The sequence below is a fragment of the Sunxiuqinia elliptica genome (assembly GCF_900113005.1).
GTDB lineage: Bacteria > Bacteroidota > Bacteroidia > Bacteroidales > Prolixibacteraceae > Sunxiuqinia > Sunxiuqinia elliptica.
Map to the genome: position 1 here is coordinate 332,890 of NZ_FONW01000003.1, position 23,784 is coordinate 356,673.

At 40.9% G+C, this 23,784-nt stretch carries 18 protein-coding genes; 11 read left to right on the plus strand and 7 right to left on the minus strand.

Going from position 1 to position 23,784, the window contains the following annotated elements; genetic code table 11:
* The 3 genes from BM156_RS09695 to BM156_RS09705 all read left to right on the plus strand — a co-directional run bounded on the left by BM156_RS09695 (position 1) and on the right by BM156_RS09705 (position 3,998).
* Positions 1-1,344, plus strand: coding sequence for a peptidylprolyl isomerase (locus tag BM156_RS09695; protein ID WP_093919659.1), 1,344 nt, complete (start codon positions 1-3; stop codon positions 1,342-1,344).
* Positions 1,345-1,492: 148 nt separating this feature from the next.
* Entirely contained in the window at positions 1,493-2,455 is a 963-nt protein-coding gene (locus BM156_RS09700; RefSeq protein ID WP_093919660.1) for an AAA family ATPase, read from the plus strand.
* A gap of 10 nt (positions 2,456-2,465) precedes the next feature.
* Positions 2,466-3,998 (plus strand): OstA-like protein, encoded by a 1,533-nt coding sequence (locus BM156_RS09705; RefSeq protein WP_093919661.1) that lies wholly within the window; start codon positions 2,466-2,468, stop codon positions 3,996-3,998.
* 40 nt (positions 3,999-4,038) lie between these two features.
* Here the strand turns inward: BM156_RS09705 and BM156_RS09710 are convergent, their stop codons facing one another.
* The 3 genes from BM156_RS09710 to BM156_RS09720 all read right to left on the minus strand — a co-directional run bounded on the left by BM156_RS09710 (position 4,039) and on the right by BM156_RS09720 (position 5,613).
* Positions 4,039-4,260 (minus strand): DUF2795 domain-containing protein, encoded by a 222-nt coding sequence (locus BM156_RS09710; RefSeq protein WP_073170646.1) that lies wholly within the window; start codon positions 4,258-4,260, stop codon positions 4,039-4,041.
* A gap of 88 nt (positions 4,261-4,348) precedes the next feature.
* Positions 4,349-4,915: a cob(I)yrinic acid a,c-diamide adenosyltransferase gene (locus BM156_RS09715; RefSeq protein WP_093919662.1), complete on the minus strand. Its 567-nt coding sequence runs from the start codon at positions 4,913-4,915 to the stop codon at positions 4,349-4,351.
* Complete coding sequence (locus BM156_RS09720) at positions 4,915-5,613, minus strand: ABC transporter ATP-binding protein (protein WP_170846919.1); 699 nt, start codon at positions 5,611-5,613, stop codon at positions 4,915-4,917. Before BM156_RS09720 ends, BM156_RS09715 begins: the two co-directional genes overlap by 1 nt.
* A 247-nt stretch (positions 5,614-5,860) precedes the next feature.
* Between BM156_RS09720 and recG the strand changes: the two genes are divergently transcribed.
* The 8 genes from recG (at position 5,861) to rsxA (ending at position 13,780) form a co-directional block, all read left to right on the plus strand.
* On the plus strand, positions 5,861-7,960 hold the full coding sequence (gene recG, locus BM156_RS09725; protein ID WP_093919694.1) for an ATP-dependent DNA helicase RecG: 2,100 nt from the start codon (positions 5,861-5,863) through the stop codon (positions 7,958-7,960).
* 297 nt (positions 7,961-8,257) lie between these two features.
* Positions 8,258-8,689, plus strand: coding sequence for a SoxR reducing system RseC family protein (locus tag BM156_RS09730; RefSeq protein WP_093919664.1), 432 nt, complete (start codon positions 8,258-8,260; stop codon positions 8,687-8,689).
* A 5-nt stretch (positions 8,690-8,694) separates the two neighbouring features.
* Positions 8,695-9,627: a Fe-S cluster domain-containing protein gene (locus tag BM156_RS09735; RefSeq protein WP_093919665.1), complete on the plus strand. Its 933-nt coding sequence runs from the start codon at positions 8,695-8,697 to the stop codon at positions 9,625-9,627.
* A 9-nt stretch (positions 9,628-9,636) separates the two neighbouring features.
* Complete coding sequence (gene rsxC, locus BM156_RS09740; RefSeq protein WP_093919666.1) at positions 9,637-10,968, plus strand: electron transport complex subunit RsxC; 1,332 nt, start codon at positions 9,637-9,639, stop codon at positions 10,966-10,968.
* Positions 10,969-10,999: 31 nt separating this feature from the next.
* Positions 11,000-11,983 carry an RnfABCDGE type electron transport complex subunit D gene (locus tag BM156_RS09745; protein ID WP_093919667.1) on the plus strand — a complete coding sequence of 328 codons (984 nt, stop codon included), beginning with the start codon at positions 11,000-11,002 and terminating at the stop codon, positions 11,981-11,983.
* Positions 11,983-12,615 (plus strand): RnfABCDGE type electron transport complex subunit G, encoded by a 633-nt coding sequence (locus tag BM156_RS09750; RefSeq protein ID WP_093919668.1) that lies wholly within the window; start codon positions 11,983-11,985, stop codon positions 12,613-12,615. The genes BM156_RS09745 and BM156_RS09750 overlap by 1 nt, the downstream gene beginning before the upstream one ends.
* Positions 12,612-13,196 carry an electron transport complex subunit RsxE gene (rsxE, locus tag BM156_RS09755; protein ID WP_093919669.1) on the plus strand — a complete coding sequence of 195 codons (585 nt, stop codon included), beginning with the start codon at positions 12,612-12,614 and terminating at the stop codon, positions 13,194-13,196. The genes BM156_RS09750 and rsxE overlap by 4 nt, the downstream gene beginning before the upstream one ends.
* A gap of 11 nt (positions 13,197-13,207) precedes the next feature.
* On the plus strand, positions 13,208-13,780 hold the full coding sequence (rsxA, locus tag BM156_RS09760) for an electron transport complex subunit RsxA (RefSeq protein ID WP_093919670.1): 573 nt from the start codon (positions 13,208-13,210) through the stop codon (positions 13,778-13,780).
* 426 nt (positions 13,781-14,206) lie between these two features.
* Here the strand turns inward: rsxA and BM156_RS09765 are convergent, their stop codons facing one another.
* The 4 genes from BM156_RS09765 to BM156_RS09780 all read right to left on the minus strand — a co-directional run bounded on the left by BM156_RS09765 (position 14,207) and on the right by BM156_RS09780 (position 22,414).
* Positions 14,207-14,650, minus strand: coding sequence for a DUF4293 domain-containing protein (locus BM156_RS09765; protein WP_093919671.1), 444 nt, complete (start codon positions 14,648-14,650; stop codon positions 14,207-14,209).
* 94 nt (positions 14,651-14,744) lie between these two features.
* A complete protein-coding gene (locus tag BM156_RS09770) occupies positions 14,745-18,092 on the minus strand; it encodes a UvrD-helicase domain-containing protein (RefSeq protein WP_170846920.1) in 3,348 nt (1,115 codons plus the stop codon).
* A gap of 325 nt (positions 18,093-18,417) precedes the next feature.
* Positions 18,418-19,665, minus strand: coding sequence for a S41 family peptidase (locus BM156_RS09775; protein WP_093919673.1), 1,248 nt, complete (start codon positions 19,663-19,665; stop codon positions 18,418-18,420).
* 208 nt (positions 19,666-19,873) lie between these two features.
* Positions 19,874-22,414 carry a DEAD/DEAH box helicase gene (locus BM156_RS09780; protein ID WP_093919674.1) on the minus strand — a complete coding sequence of 847 codons (2,541 nt, stop codon included), beginning with the start codon at positions 22,412-22,414 and terminating at the stop codon, positions 19,874-19,876.
* Between the last annotated feature and the right edge of the window lie 1,370 nt (positions 22,415-23,784).

Here is a 23,784-nt window from a genome sequence, read left to right on the forward strand (position 1 = left end):
ATGTTCAGAAAAGTATTCATTGGTATTCTGTTCTTAAGTTGTTTCAGCACGGCAACCATGGCTCAGGATAAAATTATCGATCAAATTGTAGCCGTTGTCGGTAGTAACATTATCCTGAAATCGGATATCGAAAGCATGTATATCCAGCAGCAAGCTCAAGGAATTGTTTCAGATGGAGATATGAAATGCGAAATCCTGGAAGATTTTTTGGTTGAAAAGCTATTGTTAGCCGAAGCCGAACTGGATACGAATATTATTGTAAGCGACAGCCAGATTAACCAAAACCTGGATCAGCGTATGCAATATTTCGTACAGCACCTGGGGTCAGAAAAAGCAGTAGAAAACTACTTTAAAAAGCCAATTACCCAGATAAAAGCCGACTTGGAGGAAGTCATCCGCAATCAATCCTTAACAGGACAAATGCAGGGAAAGATTGTAGACAAAGTTCAGGTAACTCCTGCTGAAGTTCGTTACCATTACCGAAACCTCAAGAAAGAGGAGATTCCGGTGATCGAACCTCAGGTTGAGTATGCACAAATCACCCTCTTCCCTCCGATTGCACTGGAAGAAGAAAACCGCATTAAAGCACGTTTGCGTGAGTTTAAAAAGCGTGTTGAAGATGGTGAAAACTTTGCAACCTTAGCCGTACTTTATTCCGAAGGTCCATCTGCCGTAAATGGTGGCGAACTGGGCTATATGGGCCGTGCACAATTGGACCCCAATTATGCGGCTTCTGCGTTCAACCTGAAAGGAGACCGGATTTCAAATGTTGTTAAAAGTGAGTTTGGCTATCATATTATTCAACTTGTTGACCGCAAAGGAGAACAGGTGAATTCCCGCCACATCATTTTAAAACCTAAAGCAACTCCAGAGGCTATGGAGGAAGCTTATAACCGCTTAGACAGCTTGGCTAATTTTATTCGTAAAGAAGATCTTTCCTTTTCTGATGCAGCTTTACGCTATTCATTCGACAAAAACTCCAGAAACAGCGGTGGAGTTGTCATCAACCCAAATACCATGTCAACCAAATGGCGAAAAGAAGAATTGGATCCTGATGTGAGTAAGGTATTGGATAAATTGAAGATCAATGAGATTTCCGAGCCATTTAAAACCATTGATGACAAACAACGCACCGTCTATAAAATCGTGAAGCTGATCAACCGGACTGAAAAACACCGAGCCAATATGCAAGAGGATTACCAAATGCTAAACGACATTTACTTGCAGAAAAAGCAAGAAGAAGCCTTGGATGAATGGATTTCGGAACAGCAAGCAAAAACCTACATCAGTATTGATGACAGTTACATCAACTGTAACTTTAAATTTAAAGGTTGGATTAAATAACAATAGATCGTTAGATTTCCAGATTTCAAACTGTCAGACCTTTGTGAGATCTTCATTCAGGATGGCCGATCAAATGCCCACTTGAATTGCAGAACACGAGAGATAACACGGTTGTAAAAATTTGACAAACTATTGAAATAAAGCAAAAATGAATTTCAAAAACGATGTTGAAGCGGTTGATGCGTTAAACCAAAAAATCGATTTACTTCAATCCGAGATTAAAAAGCGAATTTACGGCCAAGATGAAATCATCAAACAGGTGCTGATCTCGCTTTTTAGCCGCGGCCATTGCTTGTTAATTGGTGTACCAGGATTAGCAAAAACCTTATTGGTAAACACAATCGCAGAGGTATTGGGCTTAAAATATAACCGCATCCAGTTCACTCCGGATTTGATGCCTTCAGACATCATCGGAACCGAGATTCTGGATAAAAACCGGGAGTTTAAATTTATTCGGGGGCCACTGTTTGCCAACATCATTTTGGCCGACGAGATTAACCGGACTCCACCTAAAACGCAGGCGGCATTGCTTGAAGCCATGCAAGAACGAGCAGTAACCGCCTCGGGAGAACGTTTCGAGCTGGAAAAACCCTTCTTTGTTCTGGCTACACAAAACCCGATTGAGCAAGAAGGAACCTATCCCCTGCCAGAAGCACAGCTGGATCGTTTCATGTTTTCCATTTGGCTGGACTATCCTGAGTTTGAGGATGAGCTTACCATCGTCCGGAACACAACATCAGATTACAATACAGATTTAAAAGAAGTCATCACTGCAGAGGAAATTAAATTTTTCCAAAAACTGATTCTTAAAATCCCGATCAATGATAACGTATTAAAGTACGCTGTTGAGCTGTCATCAAAGACACGCCCGGGCACTAAACTGGCAGCGAGCATCACTGATAAATACTTGAAGTGGGGAGCCGGCCCCAGGGCTTCGCAATACTTGGTTTTAGGAGCCAAAACACATGCAGTTCTTTCCGGAAAGTACTCGCCGGATATTGAAGATGTCAAAGCTGTTGCCAAGACAATTCTTCGTCACCGGGTTATTAAAAACTATAAAGCTGAAGCTGAAAACATTTCTGTTGATCAAATTATTCAGGAACTGTTGTAATTAAAATTGAATGAGTTTGAAAAGCAACAATATTAAGTTGGTTCTGATCCTTCTCCTGTTACCTGTTATTGGCCTGTCGCAGACCAGAAAAAAGGTAAATATTGAACAAGCCGAATTCCTTGAATTTAACGAGCACATTGTCAAAAATGCCCAGCGTTTAATTGGCAATGTAATTATTAGCCATAACAATGTACGCATGTGGTGCGATAGCGCCTATTCGTATACCGATACCAATATGGTTGATGCATTCGGGCATGTTCATATCTTAAAAGACGACACATTACACATGTATTCAGATTATCTGAACTACAATAGTGGTACAAAATGGGCCAGAGCCACGGGGAACGTGAAATTGGTGAATAAATCAACCACGCTTACTTCTGACACCTTAGACTTTGATATGACCCGTAATGTTGGTTATTACAATGACTATGGAACCATCATTGACAGTACAAGTACTTTGCACAGTAAAATTGGAGAATACTATGTAGACGACAATAAAGCCTATTTTAAGACTGATGTCGAAGTGCTCTCCGAAGACTACACCCTGGACTCAGATACGCTGATTTACGACACGAAAACAAAGATTGTGTCCATTGTAGGCCCGACTCGTATTCGTGATGAAGAAACTGCCTTATATGCCGAGAGTGGCTTTTATAACAGCATAACAGGAAGTGCTGAGCTATTCGAAAACCCAGAGATTATTGGGAAGGAACAAAAAGTCAATGCCGACTCTATTTTCTATGATAAACCCACCGGTGATGGGAAAGCTGTTGGCAATGCCCGTATCGAAGATTTTAGAAACCGGATGATTGTCAAAGGAAACCGGATTGTTTACAACGACCTGCAGGAAACTGCAATGGCTACAGACTCGGCCCTCTTCATGCTATATTCCGAAAAAGATACCTTGTTTCTGCATGCCGATACCCTAAAGTCAGTACCCGACACCGTTCCAGACGAAAAATTGGTATTAGCCTATTTTCAAGTCAAATTCTTCCGAGATGATATGCAAGGAAAATGCGACTCCATGGTGTATTGGTCCAAAGATTCAACCATTCAATTATACCACGAGCCTGTTGTATGGTCCGAGAACAACCAAATGACCTCAGAATACATTGAGATGATTACCCAAGCCAACGGCCCTGATTTGGTGCGAATGGAGCAAAATGCATTCATCGTAGCCATGGAAGACAGCGGTCGCTACAATCAGATTAAAGGACGCGATATGCTGGGCTACATTCGCAACAACGAGCTCTATAAAATCAATGTTGATGGAAATGGACAGTCGGTGTACTACGCACGCGACAGTAAAGGCTTAATCGGCCTGAATAAAGCACAAAGCAGCAATATTGAAATATACTTGGATAGCAGTAAGGTGAAAAAGATTGTTTTCATTAAAGCGCCCGACGGAGAGCTTCTTCCAATTCTAGATATTCCGGAAGAAGACAAGGAGCTTCCAGGATTTCAGTGGCTGAATGCCATTCGCCCCAAACGGATGGAAGATATTTTCAAGAAACATCAGGAAACAAAAATAGCAAGGTAATCTACCTTGCTACTCATATTCTTTACTTGCATGCCATTTTTTAATACTCATCTTCATTGAAGAAGAAGTCATCTTTGCTCGGATAATCCGGCCAGATATCTTCAATACTCTCGTATACCTCCCCTTCGTCTTCAATTTCCTGCAAGTTTTCAATTACTTCAAGTGGAGCACCTGATCGAATGGCATAATCAATCAACTCATCCTTGCTCGCAGGCCAAGGAGCGTCCTCTAACTTTGAAGCTAATTCTAATGTCCAGTACATATTCGAAGGAATTTAGTGTTTGATTCTTTTTTCAGTTTTGCGAATATATAAAAAAATAAAGCAAAACCTAAAAAAAATATTTTATCATTTAAACTCCCGATTCCCAGATGTTTTCAGCAATTCCATCATCATATGACAGCTTCCGCCCAAGCACAAAAAGGTAGTCTGAAAGTCGATTTATAAATTTTATGAGATTTTTGTTAACTTCTGTTTGCTCAGCTAATTCTACAATCCGCCGTTCCGATCTCCGACAAACGGTTCGTGCTATTTGGGCATTTGCTGCCGCCTGACTTCCTCCCGGCAAAATAAAACTGTTGAGTTTTGGAAGTATTTTAAACATTTGATCCATTTCTTTCTCCAACATTTCAATGTCTTCGACCTTACATGGAATTTGCTTTTTAAAGTCTGCAATTGAATCATCAGTCGCCAATTGGGCCCCAATGGTAAAAAGAATGGATTGAACTCGCTTTAAAACGTCCTGAACATGTTGATCAACATTCATCGCTACAATCAACCCAATATGACTATTGAGTTCATCAACGGTGCCATAAGCTTCAAGTCGAATATTGTATTTCTTTACACGGGCTCCACCGATTAAGCCAGTCGTTCCATCATCACCTGTCTTCGTATAAATACGTGCTTCTTTTTCTTTCATTAAATCACTGGATTTGGGTTGATTTCATCTGATTCTACTTGCCCATCCTTCAACCGGATAATCCGGTGTGCATGCAGAGCAATGTCTTCTTCGTGTGTAACAACAATCAAGGTATTTCCTTGTTGATGAATCTCAGCAAATAGCTGCATAATTTCTTCCGAAATTTTTGAGTCCAGGTTTCCTGTAGGCTCATCTGCCAATAAAATAGCTGGCTTGTTAATCAAAGCCCGGGCTACAGCAACACGCTGACGCTGCCCTCCTGAAAGCTCATTAGGCTTATGGTCTACCCTCTCGGCCAAACCAACATTAGTCAAGATTTCCATTGCCCGCTCTGTTCTTTCTTGCTTTTTAATACCCGAATAAACCAACGGTAGCATGACATTATCAAGTGCTGTGCTTCGAGGCAAAAGATTAAAGGTTTGAAAAACAAAACCAATTTCCCGGTTTCTAATTTCGGCCAGTTGATCATCAGTCAGATCACTTGCATCATGACTGTTCAAAATATACCTGCCACTTGTTGGCGTATCCAAGCATCCGATGATATTCATTAATGTTGACTTACCAGAACCGGAAGCTCCCATAATGGCGACATATTCTCCTTCGTTAATTTGGAGAGAAACTGAGCGAAGTGCCCGTACAACTTGGGTTCCTACCTTATAATTCTTAACAATGTCGGTTAGGTTGATTACTTGTTTCATTTGTTTAGACATGATTTTGGTAATTGACAGAAAAGAGACTTGGGGTAAACCTTTCCATTTTCCGGGTTAGTAAATATGGTGTTGATTGATTATCGTTAATTTTACAATACGAAATTTTTCTTTTTTGAAATGATTGATACGAATTAAACAAAAACCATGCAATTTTCGCTATTTACAAACAAAAAAATCTTAATAACTCGATTTTATTGCTCGTCCTTTGCTGACTTTTGTTTTCTATCTTTGCTTCATGCCAGAGTATTTGGATCAAGACATTAAATTTTTGGCAGGTGTTGGTCCCAAGCGGGCTGAATTACTCAAGAAAGAGTTGGGTATTCGCACCTTTCGAGATCTGCTGTACTATTTTCCATATAAATATATTGATCGTACAAAGTTTCATGCCATTGCCGAGGTTCGTTCTAACCAAACCTACATTCAGGTAAAAGGAAAGATACGTGCTTTTGAAGTGGTTGGCGAACGCCAAAAACAACGCTTAACAGCTGTTTTTTATGATGAGACCGGGAGCATGGACCTGGTTTGGTTTCAAGGAATAAAGTATATCCGGGAGAATTTGGTTCCAGGAAAAACCTACGTTGTATTTGGCAAACCATCGGTCTTTAACGGACGCGTAAACATTATTCACCCAGAAGTTGAAGATAAAGCCAGCGAGCAGTTTAAAACCGGGGTTTTACAAGCCTTTTACAATACGACCGAAAAGTTAAAAAAGCGCTTCCTGAATACGCGAGCTATTAACAAGATTCAATACAATCTGGCACAGCAACTCCAGGGAAAAATCTATGAAACGTTACCTTCAAAGATCAAAGAGCCGCTAAAGTTGATCTCGCTAAAGGATGCACTGCGGCAAATCCATTTTCCGGAAAGCAGCCATTATCTCCAAAAGGCAACCTTCAGGCTTAAGTTTGAGGAGTTGTTTTACATTCAGCTAAAAATTCTGAGTTTAAAGCATAGCCGACTTGAGGCTTTTAAAGGATTTATTTTTTCTCACGTTGGCTACAACTTCAACCAGTTTTATGCCAACAACCTGCCGTTTGAACTCACGGGAGCACAAAAGAAAGTGATCAAGGAAATCCGGAAAGATCTTGGCTCTGGCAAGCAAATGAATCGCCTGTTGCAAGGCGATGTTGGAAGTGGAAAAACACTGGTTGCCCTGATGACAGCCCTACTGGCTTTTGATAATGGCTTTCAGGCCAGTTTGATGGCTCCAACCGAAATTTTAGCGATCCAGCATTATAATACCATTGTTAAAATGCTGACTGGCCTTGGTGTAAAAGTTGCGCTACTTACCGGTTCCACCAAGAAAGCTGAACGCAAAAAGATTCACGAACAATTAGAAAGTGGCGAACTGCAACTGCTAATTGGCACCCATGCGCTTATTGAAGATACAGTCAGTTTTTCTCGTTTAGGACTGGTAATTATTGATGAACAGCATCGATTTGGCGTTGCCCAGCGAGCCAAGCTATGGAAAAAGAACAAGCTGATTCCACCACATATTCTGGTGATGACAGCCACCCCAATTCCGCGAACTTTAGCCATGACACTTTATGGCGATCTGGATGTTTCGGTCATTGATGAGCTCCCTCCGGGACGGAAGCCAATCGATACACGGCATTATTTCGAGAACCGTCGGAAACAAGTGTACGAGTTTATTCGGGGACAAATAGAAGTTGGAAGGCAGGCCTACATTGTTTATCCGTTGATCAGCGAATCAGAAAAAATGGATTACAAAAACCTGGAAGACGGCTACGAACTAATGAAGCAAGTATTTCCGCGCTATCAATTAAGCATGGTCCACGGAAAAATGAAGCCGGCCGAAAAAGACGCCGAGATGCAGCTCTTTAAAGAAGGGAAAACTCAAATTATGGTAGCCACCACCGTCATTGAGGTTGGCGTAGATGTACCCAATGCGTCGATAATGGTTATTGAAAGTTCGGAGCGATTTGGTCTTTCCCAGCTCCATCAGCTTCGCGGCCGGGTTGGTCGTGGTGCCGAACAATCGTATTGCCTGCTGATGTCCTCGTATAAAATTAGCAACGAAAGCAGAAAGCGACTCGAAACCATGGTTCGTACAAATGATGGGTTTGAAATTGCCGAGGTTGACCTACAACTTCGAGGGCCTGGAGATATTGAGGGAACCCAACAAAGTGGCTTGGGAGTTAACCTGAACATCGCCAATTTAGGAAAGGATGGAGAAATTCTTCGCATTGCCCGAAATGTTGCCTCCGATATCCTTTCGGATGATCCTCGATTGGAAAAAGATGAGAACAAATTGCTGCTTTATCACTACCAAAAAATGAAAAATACAGAGTTCAATTGGAGTGTGATTAGTTAAGAATACTTGTCATTTTTCACCATTTTCTGTTCAGCAAACAAACTAAAATCCGTCTTTTTTTGCCAAATAGAGATTGTTTTTTGAAAATAATCCTGCAATCCAGAGATTGCAAAAATTGAGAGAAAACAATGAGTTTTATCACCCACCTCTGTATCTAGCTAGAAATAAACAAATTACAAAACCGCCTAAAAATAAATTATTTAAATCGAATATAAATAGCTCAAGATGTTTTAAAAATGATATTTCAATGGATTCTAGTTATCCAAACATCTTTAGTTTTGCACTCATATTAAAAGCTTGGAAGAAGAAAAAATGTCGGGAGAGATTTCACACAAAGGAATTATCAAAGAGCTTTCAGATCAAAAGATAATTGTGGGGATTATCAATGAGTCAGCCTGCTCCTCTTGCCACGCCAAAGGTGCATGTTCAATGGCTGACATGAAAGACAAGGAAATTGAGATCAATCATTTCAATGGAGATTTTCGAGTAGGCCAACCCGTCGAAGTTATTGGCAAAACCTCACAAGGATTTAAAGCTTTGTTTTATGGCTACGTCCTCCCCTTCCTATTAATCATGATCATTCTAATTACACTGACCAGCCTGCAATTTAGCGAGGCAATCAGTGGACTAATCTCTCTCGCGGTTCTTATTCCCTACTATTTTATTTTGTACCTGACCCGAAATCGGATACGCAAGAGTTTTGAATTTGAAATCAAGCCTTTACCATAAATATTATGAGTATTACGATTGTTTATACGATGATTGCTTTAAGCGCTATAGGTATTTTGGCAGCTGTCATTTTATACTTTGTAGCACAGAAGTTTAAAGTATACGAAGATCCACGGATCGACGAAGTAGAAAGCGCTCTGCCCGGTGCCAACTGTGGTGGTTGTGGCTTTGCAGGTTGTCGGGCTTTTGCCGAAGCCTGTGTGAAAGAAAATGAGTTGTCAGCATTGTTTTGCCCAGTGGGTGGAAACGATTGCATGACTGATGTGGCAGGCATTTTAGGTCTTGAAGCTGTTACGAAAGATCCTAGAGTTGCCGTTGTTCGATGTAATGGAACGTGTGAACACCGCCCCAAAACCAACCAGTTTGATGGTGCGTCATCATGTGCAGTGGCCTCTTCGCTATACAGCGGTGATACTGGATGTCAATACGGATGTCTGGGACATGGTGACTGCGTTGCAGCCTGTGACTTTGATGCTATTCACATGAATCCGGAAACTGGCTTGCCCGAAGTTATCGATGATAAATGTGTGGCTTGCGGAGCTTGTGTTGAAGCTTGCCCAAAAACATTGATCGAGCTTCGTAAGCGTGGTCCTAAAGACCGTAAGATTTACGTCTCGTGTCGGAATGAAGACAAAGGTGGTATTGCCAAAAAATCATGTGAAGTGGCCTGTATTGGTTGTTCAAAATGCTTCAAGGTTTGTCCTTTTGATGCCATTACCATGAAAAACAACCTAGCCTTTATTGATTCGGATAAATGTAAACTGTGCCGAAAGTGTGTTGTTGAGTGTCCGACCAATGCGATTATTGAGCTTGGATTTCCACCACGCAAAATAAAGGCTGATTTACCTCCCAAACCAGCTGTCAAAAAAGAAGCTCCGGTGAAAAAGGAGGTCAAGGCAACAGAAGAAAATAAAACCGATAACATAGAAAAAAAATAGGAGGCCATCGTGTTAAAAACATTCAAACTCGGCGGGGTACATCCGGCTGAAAATAAGCTTTCGGCCGATAAAGCCATCGAAAAACTGGCTTTACCCAAAAGTGTTTTTATCCCCGTAGCCCAGCATATTGGAGCACCAGCTCAAGCCCTGGTAAAAAAAGGCGATCAGGTTAAAGTTGGCCAGTTAGTAGCAAAATCAGGAGGTTTTGTCTCGGCCAATATCCATTCATCCGTATCCGGTACCGTAAAAAAGGTCGATTTGGCCATGGACAGTTCCGGTTATCCGAAGCAAGGAATTCTTATTGATGTGGAAGGCGACGAATGGGAAACCGGAATTGACACCTCTTCTACGCTGGTAAAAAATTTTGAAACCGATCCGAAAAAGATCATCGACCGCATAAATGAGGCCGGAGTTGTAGGTTTGGGAGGGGCAACTTTCCCGACACATGTTAAGTTAGTTCCACCACAAGGGATGAAAGCAGAAGTGCTTCTTATTAATGGTGTGGAGTGTGAACCCTACCTAACATCAGACCATCGCGTAATGCTCGAGAAAGCTGATGAGCTATTGGTTGGCGTTCGCTTGTTAATGTGTGCCCTTGAAGTTGATAAAGCCTATATCGGGATCGAAAATAACAAGCCTGATGCGATTAAACACCTCAAAGAACTCGCTGCCAAAGAAAGTGGCATTGAAATCGTTCCGTTGAAGGTGAAGTATCCGCAAGGTGGAGAGAAGCAACTAATCAAAGCCGTTACGGGACGTGAAGTTCCTTCAGGAGCTCTACCAATTGCCGTTGGCGCAGTGGTGAGCAATGTCGGGACAGCGTTGGCTGTATACGAAGCTGTTCAAAAGAACAAGCCCTTAGTGGAGCGCGTAGTTACCATTACCGGTAAATCAGTTAAAAATCCGGCTAACTTTCTGGTCCGCGTTGGAACGCCAATTCAATACCTGATTGATGCTGCTGGCGGTTTGCCCGAAGATACCGGTAAGATTATCAGTGGTGGCCCCATGATGGGAAAAGCTGTTGCATCAACCGATATTCCGGTGACCAAAGGAACTTCAGGAATCCTATTGATGCAGGATGCCGAAGCCAAAAGGCAGCCAATGAAAAACTGTATTCGCTGTACTCGTTGCGTTACCGTTTGCCCCATGGGACTGGAGCCTTACTTTTTAATGACTGTTTCGGATAAGCAAATTTGGGAAAAGGCTGAAGCGAGTAAGATTATGGACTGCATTGAATGTGGTTCATGCAGCTACACCTGTCCTGCCGACCGTCCCCTACTCGATTATATCCGATTAGGAAAAGGTAAGGTTGGAAACATTATTCGTTCCCGGAAAAAATAAAACTGTAAATGATAATCCTGATTAAAAAGCAATGAGTAAACTTCTAACCATATCACCTTCACCGCACGTACACACCAGTGATTCGGTGAATAAGATCATGTACCGGGTTATCCTGGCTTTAGTGCCAGCTCTCGCCTGGTCTGTTTTCATGTTTGGCTTCGAAGCCATCCGGGTAACACTACTTGCCGTTGCAGCCTGTGTTGCCTTCGAATATTTAATTCAGAAATACATCATGAAGTCAGAACCTCAAATAACCGATGGTTCTGCAGCCTTAACCGGTATTTTGTTAGCCTTTAACGTTCCGGCAAGCTTGCCCACCTGGATGATTCTTGTTGGGGCATTGGTTGCTATTGGCGTTGGAAAACTATCGTTTGGCGGATTGGGAAATAACCCTTTCAACCCGGCCTTGGTCGGACGTGTATTTCTATTGATTTCTTTTCCTGTTCAAATGACTAGCTGGCCCGTAACGCAACACGCCACTGTTGATGCGTTAACCACAGCCACTCCTTTAGCTCTTTTAAAAGAAGGTGTAAAAGCAGGTCAACCAGTAAGCGAAGTGATGCAGGGATTGCCTGCCAACCTGGATTTGCTCTATGGTAACATGCCCGGATCTCTTGGAGAGATTTCTGCCTTGTTCCTGCTACTGGGTTTTGCTTACATGCTTTGGAAAAAAGTAATCACCTGGCACATCCCCGTATTCATTTTGGGAACCATCTTCGCTTTCCAGGGAATTCTTTGGATGTTCAACCCCGAAAATTTCATAGAGCCGGTATTTCACCTGTTGACGGGTGGTGCCATGTTGGGTGCAATCTATATGGCAACCGATATGGTAACCTCACCAATGACTGTGAAGGGACAATTGATTTACGGTATTGGCATTGGAGTAATAACGGTTTTAATCCGAAATTTTGGAGCATATCCGGAAGGTATTTCTTTCGCGATTTTGATCATGAACGGATTTACTCCGCTCCTTAATGTTTATATCAAACCGAAACGATTTGGAGGAACGAAATAATGGCTCAAAAAGAATCTACATTTCTAAGCATGACCTTAACCTTGTTTGTGGTTACTCTGGTAGCTGCAACCATATTGGGTTTTGTGCATGATTTAACAAAAGAAGACATTGCCCTGGCCAAACAAAAGGCGCAGGAAAAAGCAATCGAAAGTGTTCTTCCAGCTTTTGACTCACTGGGAGACGCTTATAAGTTACTACCTGAAGATGGTGCAGACAGCCTGGAATTCTTTCCGGCTTACGATGCCAACCAACAACTGGTAGGAACTGCAGTTAAAACCTACACCAAGAATGGATTTAGCGGTTTTATCAGCATTATGGCTGGGTTATCGCCAGAAGGAGACATTACCGGCTACGAGGTGCTTGAGCACAAAGAAACCCCGGGATTAGGCTCAAAAATGGGTGCTTGGTTTAAGGACGAAGCAAAACCTAAGCAAAACATTTTGGGTAAAAATCCTTCAACAACAAAATTCCAGGTTTCAAAAGATGGTGGCGATGTTGATGCCATTACCGCATCAACCATTACCAGCCGTGCTTTTCTGGATGCCGTTGTTCGGGCTTATAAAACGTACCAGGCAAGTGCCGAAGATCAAACTCAAGCAAGCAACCATACAAGCAAAGGAGGTCAATCATGAATCAAATGCAAAACTTCACCAAAGGTTTTATCAAAGAAAACCCGGTGTTCGTACTGTTATTGGGAATGTGTCCCACTTTGGGGGTAACTTCCTCCGCATTCAATGGTTTAGGAATGGGCTTAGCCACCACCTTTGTTTTGGTCATGTCAAACTTGGTAATTTCATTGGTAAAAAATGTCATCCCAAGTAAAGTTCGTATTCCTAGTTTCATTGTAATTATTGCTGCATTTGTGACCGTAGTTGAGTTAACCATGCAGGCTTACCTCCCTTCACTCTTCGAGAGTCTGGGGCTGTTTATTCCCCTGATTGTTGTCAACTGTTTGGTACTGGGCCGTGCAGAAGCTTTTGCGTCAAAAAACAACTTGGTTTCGTCTTTGGTTGACGGTTTAGGTATGGGACTTGGTTTCTCATTTGCCCTAACACTACTTGGTGCAGCCCGCGAGTTCCTGGGAAGCGGAAAAATCTTCGACATCGCAATTTTCCCTGAAGATTATGGCATGTTGTTGTTTGTCCTTGCTCCTGGAGCCTTCATTGTTTTGGGCTACCTGATTGCCCTTATCAACCGTTTGAATAAAGCATAGGAGATTTGATTATGGAATACATTATTATCATTATAGCCGCCATATTTGTCAACAACATTGTGTTGAATCAATTTTTGGGAATCTGCCCTTTTCTTGGGGTGTCCAAAAAGATTTCGACGGCAGTGGGAATGACAGGCGCCGTTACCTTTGTTATGGTAATTGCAACCATTGTTACTTACCTGATTCAGGTGTATATTCTGAATCCGCTTAGTTTGCAATTTTTACAAACCATCTTCTTCATTTTGGTTATTGCTTCTTTGGTGCAGTTGGTTGAGATCATTCTGAAAAAAGTAAGCCCTTCCCTATATCAGGCATTGGGTGTTTTTCTTCCATTGATTACGACAAACTGTGCTATTCTAGGGGTTGCAATTTTGACTTACCAGAAAGAGTTTAACCTGATGGAAGGCGTTGTTTTCGCCATTGCCAACGCAATTGGGTTCGGACTGGCATTGGTTCTATTTGCGGGTTTGCGCGAGCACCTCGACTTGATGAATGTGCCAAAAGGACTAAAAGGAACCCCAATTGCGTTGATCGTTGCCGGTATTTTGGCAATGGCTTTCATGGGATTCAGCGGATTGGTATAAGGAAAAAACCAAACAATATATTGAGCTTGGTAAGTTACCAACGCAATTAAATCCAACAAAACAATTTTAAATAGATCAAGGCAATACCTTTCGGGGCTATTGCCTTTTTTTATGCTCCTAGACGACTTCAATTCATTTTCAGAAACAATTATTCCCCTGCTATTGAAAAGGCTAAATAAGACTTCTTAAAAGCCTAATCATGAGCCCAAGCTTTCGAATGGAATTCCCTAGCAGATTAAGAAGCTTGTTGCTATTTCATTCCCAAAGTCTGCCATCGCGACAAAAAGCGCCGTTCGCTTCCCTTTCCGATGACTATTTCTTCGTAGAAAAAGAAGTTGCCTGGCCGCTTCTCAAGCGATAGTCTAGAAACAAAAAGAGGCATCTTCTTTCGAAAATGCCTCTGATAATATTTTAGGAAGGGAATCCTTATCGAATCCGATCGATGGAGCGAATCAAAGCTTCATCTTTTCCAATATTGCGAATTGCCAGGTAATCCAGAATAATTGCAACCAATGGAAAAACAACTGCCACCTTGTAACTAATCTCATGGCCTTTGAAGCTGTAATAGGTAAAGAAATAGAACATGCCAAACAGCCCCAACAATAGCAGAATTGAAAAAACCAACACGCGCATTTGCACCACTCTTTTTTTGTATAAAAACATGGCCACCAAGTGAAGCACACAAATCAATCCCGTAAAGGCCAGAATGGGGAGTCCGCTTTCAACAATCTCTCCGTTATGCAAAATACCTTGAATATTGAACAGGTAGAGTTTACCGTTGGCAGCAATTTCAGCAAATGGCAAACCAAACAAAAGACCAATCAGAATGGCCGAAATCAGTATATAAAGTGTTTGAATACGTTGTATCATAATTTAGAATTTTTTTGGCAAAATTACATTTTTGGGGTAAAGAGGCAACATCAAAATGAAAAACTTTTTTATTTGATAGATCGCTTGTGTCAAGTCAAACACGACCTTTTCCATCAATCATATAATGTCCCTCTACCATTACCCGTTTGTTTAAGTGTGTATACCAGATGTAACCCGTAACATTGGGATAACCACATTTCCGGAGTTCTTTCATGTAGTTTCCAACTTGATAGTGGTATTTTTCCAACTCTTTCTCGCCCGATTTGTAGTCCACCACAATCAATTCATCGTCGTTCAGCATGATTCGGTCCGGGCGTTTTACCCCATTGGCTCCTGTGATCACCGATCGCTCATTCAACACCCGATAGCTCCCATTGAACCAGGCAGTCACTTCCGGAGCAGTAATCAGCTCATGGATCTGCTTTTTCATAGTTTCGCCTTCAGCCTGCTGAATTACTCCCCGAAAAACCAAGTCATTTACAGCTGCTTCAACATCCTCATGCGTTGCAATCTGAGCCAGCACCTCGTGAAAAATACGGCCTTTATTGACCTTGGTAGAGGCCAGTTCATCTTCAACAAAGAAATGCTCATTCCGCTTTCGAAGCTTCAAATAACTATGAAAGTCGGCAAAGCGAAATTTATCAAGAACTAAACAATGGTCCTTTTTCGTTTCTTTAGAGCTCTTCGGAAACTGAAAGGATCCAAGTTCGAAGGTTTTCTCCTCAGAATCGTAACTCGCCAGGAGATCGCAGAACAAGCTCTCCTCCCCTTGCAAGGCAAAATGATCAGCTTTCTCAAGCGACTGCAACAGCGCGTCTGCCATTGTGGTAAACTTGCCCGAAGTAACCGACCAGGTAAACAAGGCCGTTCTTGCCCGGGTAAATGCCACGTACAGCAAGTTCAGGTTATCAATGTAGTTGCTGATTTTCTCCTGAAAATACTCTCTGAAAAAGATAGACTCTCCCATGTCTTTCCCAAATTTCACCGGAACCAGTTCCAGCTGGTCGAAGGGAGGAAGCTTGGGCTGGCACCACAAAATGGGCGCATGCTGGGGCGATACATCTATTTTCCAGTCACAGAATGGAATGAATACATAGTTATACTCCAAGCCTTTAGCCTTGTGAATCGTTTGAATCCGGATAGCATCCAGCTCTTCCGAAACAGCAATGGTCTTTTTCTGACCTTGCTCTTCCCACCAAATCAGGAAAGCAGAAATGTCCGTGGTCCGACTTTTCATGAAAGCTGCCAGCTGATCGATAAAAGCCTGCAGGTATGCCAGCTCATCCTGAAGTTCGAAAAGGTTAAACAGCTCACATATTTTCAATGCAATTTCCTGAATATTCCGACCACTCAAGGTCTCTGTGAAGTAATCGCTTAGCAGAAAGTCAGACAGGTTATTGTTTTGATCGGTCAGTTTCTCAAACAAGCTGGTTTCTTTGGGCTTGTCAAACGACTCAAAACTAATGGCCATTTGGTCGGATTTTGGCACCGTAAGGCTCGGAACTTTTCCTAAAGCATCCAGCACATCAAACAGTTCGTTGTAATACAGATGATTTGCCAAAGCCAGCGCCACTTTATCATTCGGATCGGCCAGCAATTGCAAAAGCGCCAACACAAGGCTCACGGCGGCTGAATTCTTCACATAAAGCGACTCGCTGGACAAGATGTTGAAGTTGTACTTCGTTTCAGCTTCCTTTTCCTTCAACAAGCGATCAGCAATTTCTTTGGCATCGCCCTTGGTTCTGACCAATACGGCAATCTCATGCGCCGAAGCCCCCCGATCCTGAACTTCCTTGATGGAAGCGACCAGCTCATCCAATATTTGAGCACGAAGCTCTTCTGGATCGACATCTTTTCCATTTTCGAGGAAACGCATCCGAATCGCTCCATCATCCGCCAAACGGGTATTTGCAATTTCCTGCAAACTTTGTCCGTAGATTGATTCAATCTGGCTTTCCATCTCCTGATCTTCCAACCGGTTCTCTGCCAATTCAGCATTGATGTGCTGCTGAAAAAGCTGCGGCAAAATCTGAAAGATGGCGTTATTGAATCGAATGATGTTTCCGGTACTACGCCAGTTTTTCTGGAGTGTCTCTTCTTCAGCACCATTGGCCGGAAACTGATGGTTGACTTCGCTGGCGAGCAAGTTCCAGTCACCATTCCGCCAACGATAGATTGCTTGCTTCACATCGCCCACAACCATTCCTAAATGATCCTCGGCAAGGGCATTGGCAATTAAAGGCTGGAAGTTTCCCCACTGCAAGCCAGAAGTATCCTGAAACTCATCAATCATGAAGTGGTTGTAAAAAACCCCTGTCTTTTCATAAATGAATGGAGCATCCGAATCATCAATAATGCTCTTCAGCAAGGAACCTGAGTCCGAGATTAGTACCACCCCTTTCTCCTGAGTAACCCGCCTGACCATTGCCTGCAAGTCCACCAAAATTCCCAGGGTGTAAAGTTGACTAACGATGAGCTTTGCCGAGTTGTACTCATGCAATTTCTGATAGAAGAAAGTAATGGCTTCCAACAAAAGCGGTTGCAAGGCAGCTGCAGCTTCAACAACCGGCGCCGGATCTTTTTTCCCGGTCCACTCGTCCAGTTCTTCCGATGCTTTTAACGCTCGTTTCGCTGGCCACTTATCCAGGTTAAGATCAGCCAGTCGTTGAAAAGAGGCTGCTGCCCCACTCTTTTTGTACTTAAAGTCATCCACCGACAAGCCGCGTTGTTCCATGACATTCAAGCCGGCTTTTCCAATACGTTTGAGGTTATTTTCAAACTGATGAATGACCGCATTCAGCTCTTTCTTGTAGGCATTAATGAAAGCTTTATCGTTGATCTTTTCGTACAAGGTCTGGTTTAGAGCCTTAAAAGTCTCGTTGTAAATCTGGCTTCCCAGCTTCAGGATATCATTTTTCAGGTTCCAGCCTCCCCCTTCCCGGATCTTCTCGTTGGCAAATTTCTTCAGCCATTCCAGCAACTCCGGGTTTTCTTCAATGGATAGCAGCAATTCATCGACCGCTTCTTCCAAAATCAAGTTATCCTCCAGGTCAACTTGGTAAGCAACATTAATCCCCAATTCCCGGTTAAACGATTTAATCACCCGTTGGAAAAAGCTGTCAATCGTACTTATCGAAAAGCGCGAATAATCGTGCAGAATGCTTTTTAGGCTTTTTCGTGCCCGCTCAGCTAGGACCACTTCCGGTAGTCCCATTTCCTGAACAAGCAGAGGAAGATAAGCCGATCGCTGCTCCTGGGCCAGCACATACAGCTCTTCGATAACCCGCTCTTTCATTTCGGTGGTTGCCTTATTGGTGAATGTTACCGCCAAAATGTTTTTGTAGTTCCACTCGCCAGAAAGAGCAATCTTGAGGTATTCGAGCGCTAGGCGGAAGGTTTTCCCCGAGCCGGCTGACGCTTTATATATTTTTAGTTTCGACATATTTCTTGCGTAAAATTCAAAAGTAATAAGAAACATCCACATCACTGCCGAAGACGAAGATATAAACCGAAAGCAACACTCGAAAGCTTGAAGAAAAACACAAGGAAGTCAAACAATTCGATTTTAAACTTAATAGATTATTAGATTTATAAATTTCAAATTACCAGATTAATGAATATGCTAAAGCAACTCAATCGTTCTTGGTAGTTAGGAGAAAAAAGGAATAAATTGAATTTGCTCCTACTTAGTCAGACGAATCATAATTCCAACTTCAAAACAGCGAAAAACGAAACCACAGGATACAAGCATGCGTTAGCAAGGGACATTATTGTTTCAAAATCCATTCAACGACTGGGTCATGACCATGCTTAAATTCGGTAAAACTTGATTCAATAATTTTATCAGGCGTGATCGTTTTTAAATCGTTATCGGCCCGTTTAAAGTATTTGGTTGAGTATTGCAAGCTAAGCGCTGAAGATGGCAGTTTAAAGCTTCTTATTTCGCCAAGATGATTGGGTTTCCCGGAGGTTTCTTCACCCACTAAAATTGCATTAGTCATGTTCGTAAAGTCCATAATATTGATTATCGCCGAGGAATACGAATCTCGTCCTGTAATTACATAAAGCTTTCCTTTACGGTTAATTTTATCTATCGTTGATAATTCTTCAATTAATTTTGTTCCCTGGTAAGAATTCCCCCCGCCATTAAAACGAACATCAAAAACAACTTTATCAAAATCGTTTTGCTGAATGCTGTCCACGATTGCTTTGTGAAAAGCAGAGAATGAAGGAAGTTTTTGAACATCTCCTTTGAAACCAGATGGAGGATATTCTCTACTCCAACATTTGTTATACTGAATGTAAAATACATTGTCCTCGGTTAAAACCTTGCTCCAAAAAGGAAGTCTCGTATTTTGATAGCATAGTGGTATCGGCTTAGGAAGAACCCGAACCATGTTGTTTCGATTCATCCGTTCGGGATGAATTAAATACGCCAGGGTTTCTCCATCTTTTTCAAGGGTTAATTTTGTTTCAGGTTGTGCCGCAAACCCGAAATATTCTAAAAACTGGATTACCGGTATTGTTTTCGGAGCACTTTTCTTTACCGAAGCCAGATTATCCATGGCTGAAATCGTACTCAATGAATCTATTATTTCACTGATTCCATGTCCATTTATTTCGACGAGTTTCGCCCCTAATAGGATTTCATTGCTTTTGGTGGTTGCTTGCACCCATAGTCCATCGTTAAACCACATCAGCCCAATAGGAAGGATTTTATTGTAATCAAGGAATGGTTTTAAATTTAAAGCAGTATGTGAATCTCCGAAGCTTGCAATCAATTGTTGCAATTTAACGGCTACTTCAAAATCGGAGAATTGATGTTGGATTTTAGCGATGTTGTCAAGTTCCGTAAAGAAGTCCTGTTCACTCTTAACCATATACAAATCATAATGATTTTTGGGAAGTTCCACTTTCAGATATTCGATATCAGCATTCCAGTCAATACTTTTATCGTTTTGAGCGAACGCTGTTAAACAGGCAAATAGTAATGTTAGTACAATTAGGTTTTTCATCGGTGTTGTTTTGTTTTTTTAATATGAGAGGATTAGTTGAGTGTTGTTGGGTAGATTTCCAAGAGCGTCAGAGTCCGATAGGATATGAAGGTTAAGAAAGGAGCCCTCTATAGCTATCGGGCGCAGTTGGCGTACCACCAAACCCCGCCCTGCAATAGGTACATTGTTACACTGCGTTCAAGCTCTGCGCTGCGCGCGGCTCGAACACTTAATTATTAACACCAGTATTTAAATTTCTTCTATATTTTTCGGCATATGAATTCTCTAAATTTGAAATGTCTAGTTTGTGTGTATTGATAAATTCTTGAATCTTCTCATCACTTAGTTCATTTATATTATAATTTTTAAATTCTTTAATAAATGATTTAATTGATGCTTTAAACAATTTTAATTTACCCTTTCTCATTACCTCAACTTTATGCGTGAAATCTGCGCTATACGATAAATTTCGAGTAGGTATAATAAGAACCCTTTTAACAGTAGCATCACCATAAATACTCTCAAACCATGCACAATGCGAATTCATTTGGCCTGCTTCATGTTTACTAATTGCATCACGTTTGTCCGAGACTTCACTTTTGCACTCAAATAAAAAAAACCTATTGTCTACTCCGCACCACAAATTATCAGGTCCTTTTCTAAACTCTTTATCTGGCCTTTGGCTAATAAAACCTAACAAACAGCCGATTTCTTTCACAGAGCTTTCAAATTTTTCAGAATCTATTCCAAAAGTTAAATCACCTAAAATGCTATCGACGGCCAAAATCAATTCATCATATGATTGAAAATTAGATATCCATGTTTTTATTCGTTTAATCCTGTTTTCATTTATAAATTCAATTTTCTTATATGTTATGCCATCTTTAGGTTTTAGTAATTGAGAATTTAAAAGAAAAGCAGATTTTTGTAATTTATTGGATTCAGTTTTACTTTCAAAGTATTTATATCTTGCTAATTGCTGTAAGTACCATCCTTTTTCTGAATCATCATCTACGTATTTATCAATCAACTCTTGAGTTTTTAAACATGCTGTTTCATTGTCTTCTTTGAGATTTGCATTTTCTGCTTCCTTTTCTAATTGCAAAACTTCATAAATATTTATCTCTTGTTTATTTTCAGATACTTGGTTCATTTCTTCAATGTAAAACTCCTTCCAGCCTTCATCACGTTTTAAAGATTGATCAATTAATGAAGCTAGTACTTTATAGGCTGATTCATCAGGTTGTAATTCTTCTTGAGCCATTTCTGCAATTTGTAAACCTATCTCAATTTGCTTCCTTGTCTGCGATGAGAAATATTTATTTGTTTGAACACTTTTTATAAACTTTACCAAATCCGAACCAATTATCAATATTGCACTAAAATCCTTTTCACCTCTAACACTTCGCCCTAATCCTTGCTCCACTCGTTGAGCTAATTTTATATTGATTACATCACTATTAATTCTGCATTTTTGTTCGTATCTGTCATTTAAAGAATCAAAAAATGGCATAGAATCAATTATCAAAATTCGACAAGATTCATCTGGTAAATCAATTCCATCATATCGGTTTACAATAACTAAAGTATTTTCAAAATCTCCCTTTTTCAATGAACTTATTTCTGTGAATATACTTTTTGACTCTGCAACTTTTGCCCCCAACTCATAATAATGTTGTGACTTCTTAAAACTGGAAACAAGAGCAACTCGACCAAAATTGTAATTTTTTGCAGGTGCAAACTTTGTTACAATTAAGGCCCTATCTAATGACTCATCTATTAGTGATGGTATTAATAACATCTTTTCTCCAGACCATAATTGTTTTTTATTTGTCAATGGATTTGTTACTGCATTTTTATTAAAACCTAGACCTTTTATAAAAAAAGAATCGTCTTGGGTTGTTGCCGACATTAGTATTCTTTGTTGAGCTCTTGAAAATGTTCCAAAGCTTCCAACTGGCACAAAAATCGGTGTTATCTCAATTCCTTTCCCGGTAATAAAAGCTTGGCAATTATGAATTGAATTTTTCAGAATAGGCCAAGAAAATTTTATAAAATTTTCTTCCTGATTGCTTGATAGTAGAGTAATGACATCACTTGATTTATCAATCCAAGACCAATAAGGAATCATTAATAATGTATCGTAAATACCTGCCTCAATATCAAAATAACTTCCTTCTCCTTGTTCCTTTAACTCCGATTCAAACAGCTTTAAAATAGAATTATATAGTTCATGTTCTCTACTTATTCTAATTGTAAATGAATTCTTAATTGAATCAATACATGCATGTGAATCGTCAAGTACTATTGTGTTTGTTTTAGTAAATGAATTATCTATACCAAAAATTGATTTACCATTAAATAATTTTTGAACATGTGTAACCAGTATCTTTTTACCATCTAAAAAATCATTTGGTATAGCATTATCTGCTTCAATTGTGCAAATTGGAATACCAAATTTCTGTGCCTCCAACACTACCTGCTGCACTAAATAGATATTGGGACATACATAAATACATGGGCCTAATCCTTGATTAATTTTAGATTGTAGAATTAAAAGCCCAATTAAAGTTTTCCCTTCACCAGTATGAAGTTTAATTATTAAGTCATTATCTTCTTGGCATTTATTATACCATTCTTCTAATATCTCGTTTTGGGCAGGTCTTAAAGGACCTGTTACACTTCTCCTATCCAGAGAATCATATATTTCCGATGGAATTGTTTTTTTGTCAAGTTGACCTTTGCTTAATTTTTTTCTAAAATCTACCATTTGTTGTAGTTTAATATTTGTGTTAACTAGTGAGCATCAACTATGGTTGTTATATTTCCTTTTGCAATTTTTCAAGTATTGTTATACCTATAATTTAGGAGGTATAACAATACCCATTCTATTGAGTTATCAAAAATGTTATCTAACCGATTCTAGAATTTCAGCCATATCGTTTTTGCTTACGCGTCCTTCTGCCGTATCCTTTGTGGGATTTCCCAAGGTACTGATTTCCCTTAACTAAACAGTATGGGAATGCTCAGTTTTAGAGTGCTGGTGCTGTTTAGTGCGCAAGGGAGGGCTCGCCGATAGTTTCAACACGCCCCTATCACCATCGTTTTCAGCCTCTTTTAAAATGCCCAATTAACAAAACTATGCTGAGAAACATAAAACTATTGCCAGATTGTGGGCTTTACCACCTCCCTATCTTGTCCATAATGCTTGTCTTTAACAAAGGCGTTTCAAATCGGCTGCTTGTTTGTTTAGGTAGCTGGGAATCCAGCAAGCATGCGTGAGAAGACATTCTCCTGAAGCTTGGAGGGTAGCTTCGGGGATGGAATGACTCTCCAAAGCTTGGGATTCACCCAAAAAAGTTCTTTGACAAGCCAACCGACTGCTTCAACCGGTTTCCCGAGGGCTTAAACTACCCAGCCAAGTGCTTGGTACATCAAACCGAGCCGTTTGACTATAAAACAAAGGGCTTGGACGATTCCCAAAAGCAGTCCGGATTCCGGAAAAAGTGGTCCGGATACTCAAAAAACAGCTCCGGACATTCAGCCGCGCATAAAAGGAGCATTTTAAGGGCTCGGAATTGTGTTTCAACTGCTCCGCCGAGTGTTTTAAGTGCTCGGTTTTGTGTTTCAAGCTGTCGGTTACGTGTTTCAACTGCTCGGTTTTGTGTTTTAATCACTCTGCCAAGTGCTTGAACTGCCCGGTTGTGTGTTCCAATTTGTAGGTTGAGTATTTCAACTTGTCGGCCTGGTATTTCAACTAAAAATGACGGATTTCGTGACAGTAAGGGCTTCACTTCGAGTGAAGCTCTTACTCGCAGGCTGGAGTGGAGCCCTAACATTTAACCGGTCATTCTATTGATCAGGTGAATGGGAGTCACCTGATCAATACGCACCATTACCTGCACGTTCAACGCTTCAGGCAGCATCTTTAAGCCAAGCCATAACCCTTAAGGGTAGTTAATCGCGAATCGGAATTCGCGACACCTAATAGACAGCCTTCCGATGAAGCTTATCCGTCAATCTAGTGAGGGCTCTACTTTGAGTGAAACCCTTACTCGCAGGCTGGAGTGGAGCCCTAACATTTAACCGGTCATTCTATTGATCAGGTGAATGGGAGTCACCTGATCAATACGCACCATT

What these genes read in the sequence shown, in the direction of transcription:
- BM156_RS09710 (WP_073170646.1), bottom strand. Translation starts at nt 4,260, where the DNA reads ATGTACTGGACATTAGAATTAGCTTCAAAGTTAGAGGACGCTCCTTGG.
- BM156_RS09750 (WP_093919668.1), top strand. Translation starts at nt 11,983, where the DNA reads ATGGCTCAAAAAGAATCTACATTTCTAAGCATGACCTTAACCTTGTTT.
- BM156_RS09770 (WP_170846920.1), bottom strand. Translation starts at nt 18,092, where the DNA reads ATGTCGAAACTAAAAATATATAAAGCGTCAGCCGGCTCGGGGAAAACC.
- BM156_RS09745 (WP_093919667.1), top strand. Translation starts at nt 11,000, where the DNA reads ATGAGTAAACTTCTAACCATATCACCTTCACCGCACGTACACACCAGT.
- BM156_RS09715 (WP_093919662.1), bottom strand. Translation starts at nt 4,915, where the DNA reads ATGAAAGAAAAAGAAGCACGTATTTATACGAAGACAGGTGATGATGGA.
- BM156_RS09695 (WP_093919659.1), top strand. Translation starts at nt 1, where the DNA reads ATGTTCAGAAAAGTATTCATTGGTATTCTGTTCTTAAGTTGTTTCAGC.
- BM156_RS09705 (WP_093919661.1), top strand. Translation starts at nt 2,466, where the DNA reads ATGAGTTTGAAAAGCAACAATATTAAGTTGGTTCTGATCCTTCTCCTG.
- BM156_RS09735 (WP_093919665.1), top strand. Translation starts at nt 8,695, where the DNA reads ATGAGTATTACGATTGTTTATACGATGATTGCTTTAAGCGCTATAGGT.
- BM156_RS09720 (WP_170846919.1), bottom strand. Translation starts at nt 5,613, where the DNA reads ATGAAACAAGTAATCAACCTAACCGACATTGTTAAGAATTATAAGGTA.
- BM156_RS09775 (WP_093919673.1), bottom strand. Translation starts at nt 19,665, where the DNA reads ATGAAAAACCTAATTGTACTAACATTACTATTTGCCTGTTTAACAGCG.
- recG (WP_093919694.1), top strand. Translation starts at nt 5,861, where the DNA reads ATGCCAGAGTATTTGGATCAAGACATTAAATTTTTGGCAGGTGTTGGT.
- BM156_RS09765 (WP_093919671.1), bottom strand. Translation starts at nt 14,650, where the DNA reads ATGATACAACGTATTCAAACACTTTATATACTGATTTCGGCCATTCTG.
- BM156_RS09700 (WP_093919660.1), top strand. Translation starts at nt 1,493, where the DNA reads ATGAATTTCAAAAACGATGTTGAAGCGGTTGATGCGTTAAACCAAAAA.
- rsxE (WP_093919669.1), top strand. Translation starts at nt 12,612, where the DNA reads ATGAATCAAATGCAAAACTTCACCAAAGGTTTTATCAAAGAAAACCCG.
- BM156_RS09780 (WP_093919674.1), bottom strand. Translation starts at nt 22,414, where the DNA reads ATGGTAGATTTTAGAAAAAAATTAAGCAAAGGTCAACTTGACAAAAAA.
- rsxA (WP_093919670.1), top strand. Translation starts at nt 13,208, where the DNA reads ATGGAATACATTATTATCATTATAGCCGCCATATTTGTCAACAACATT.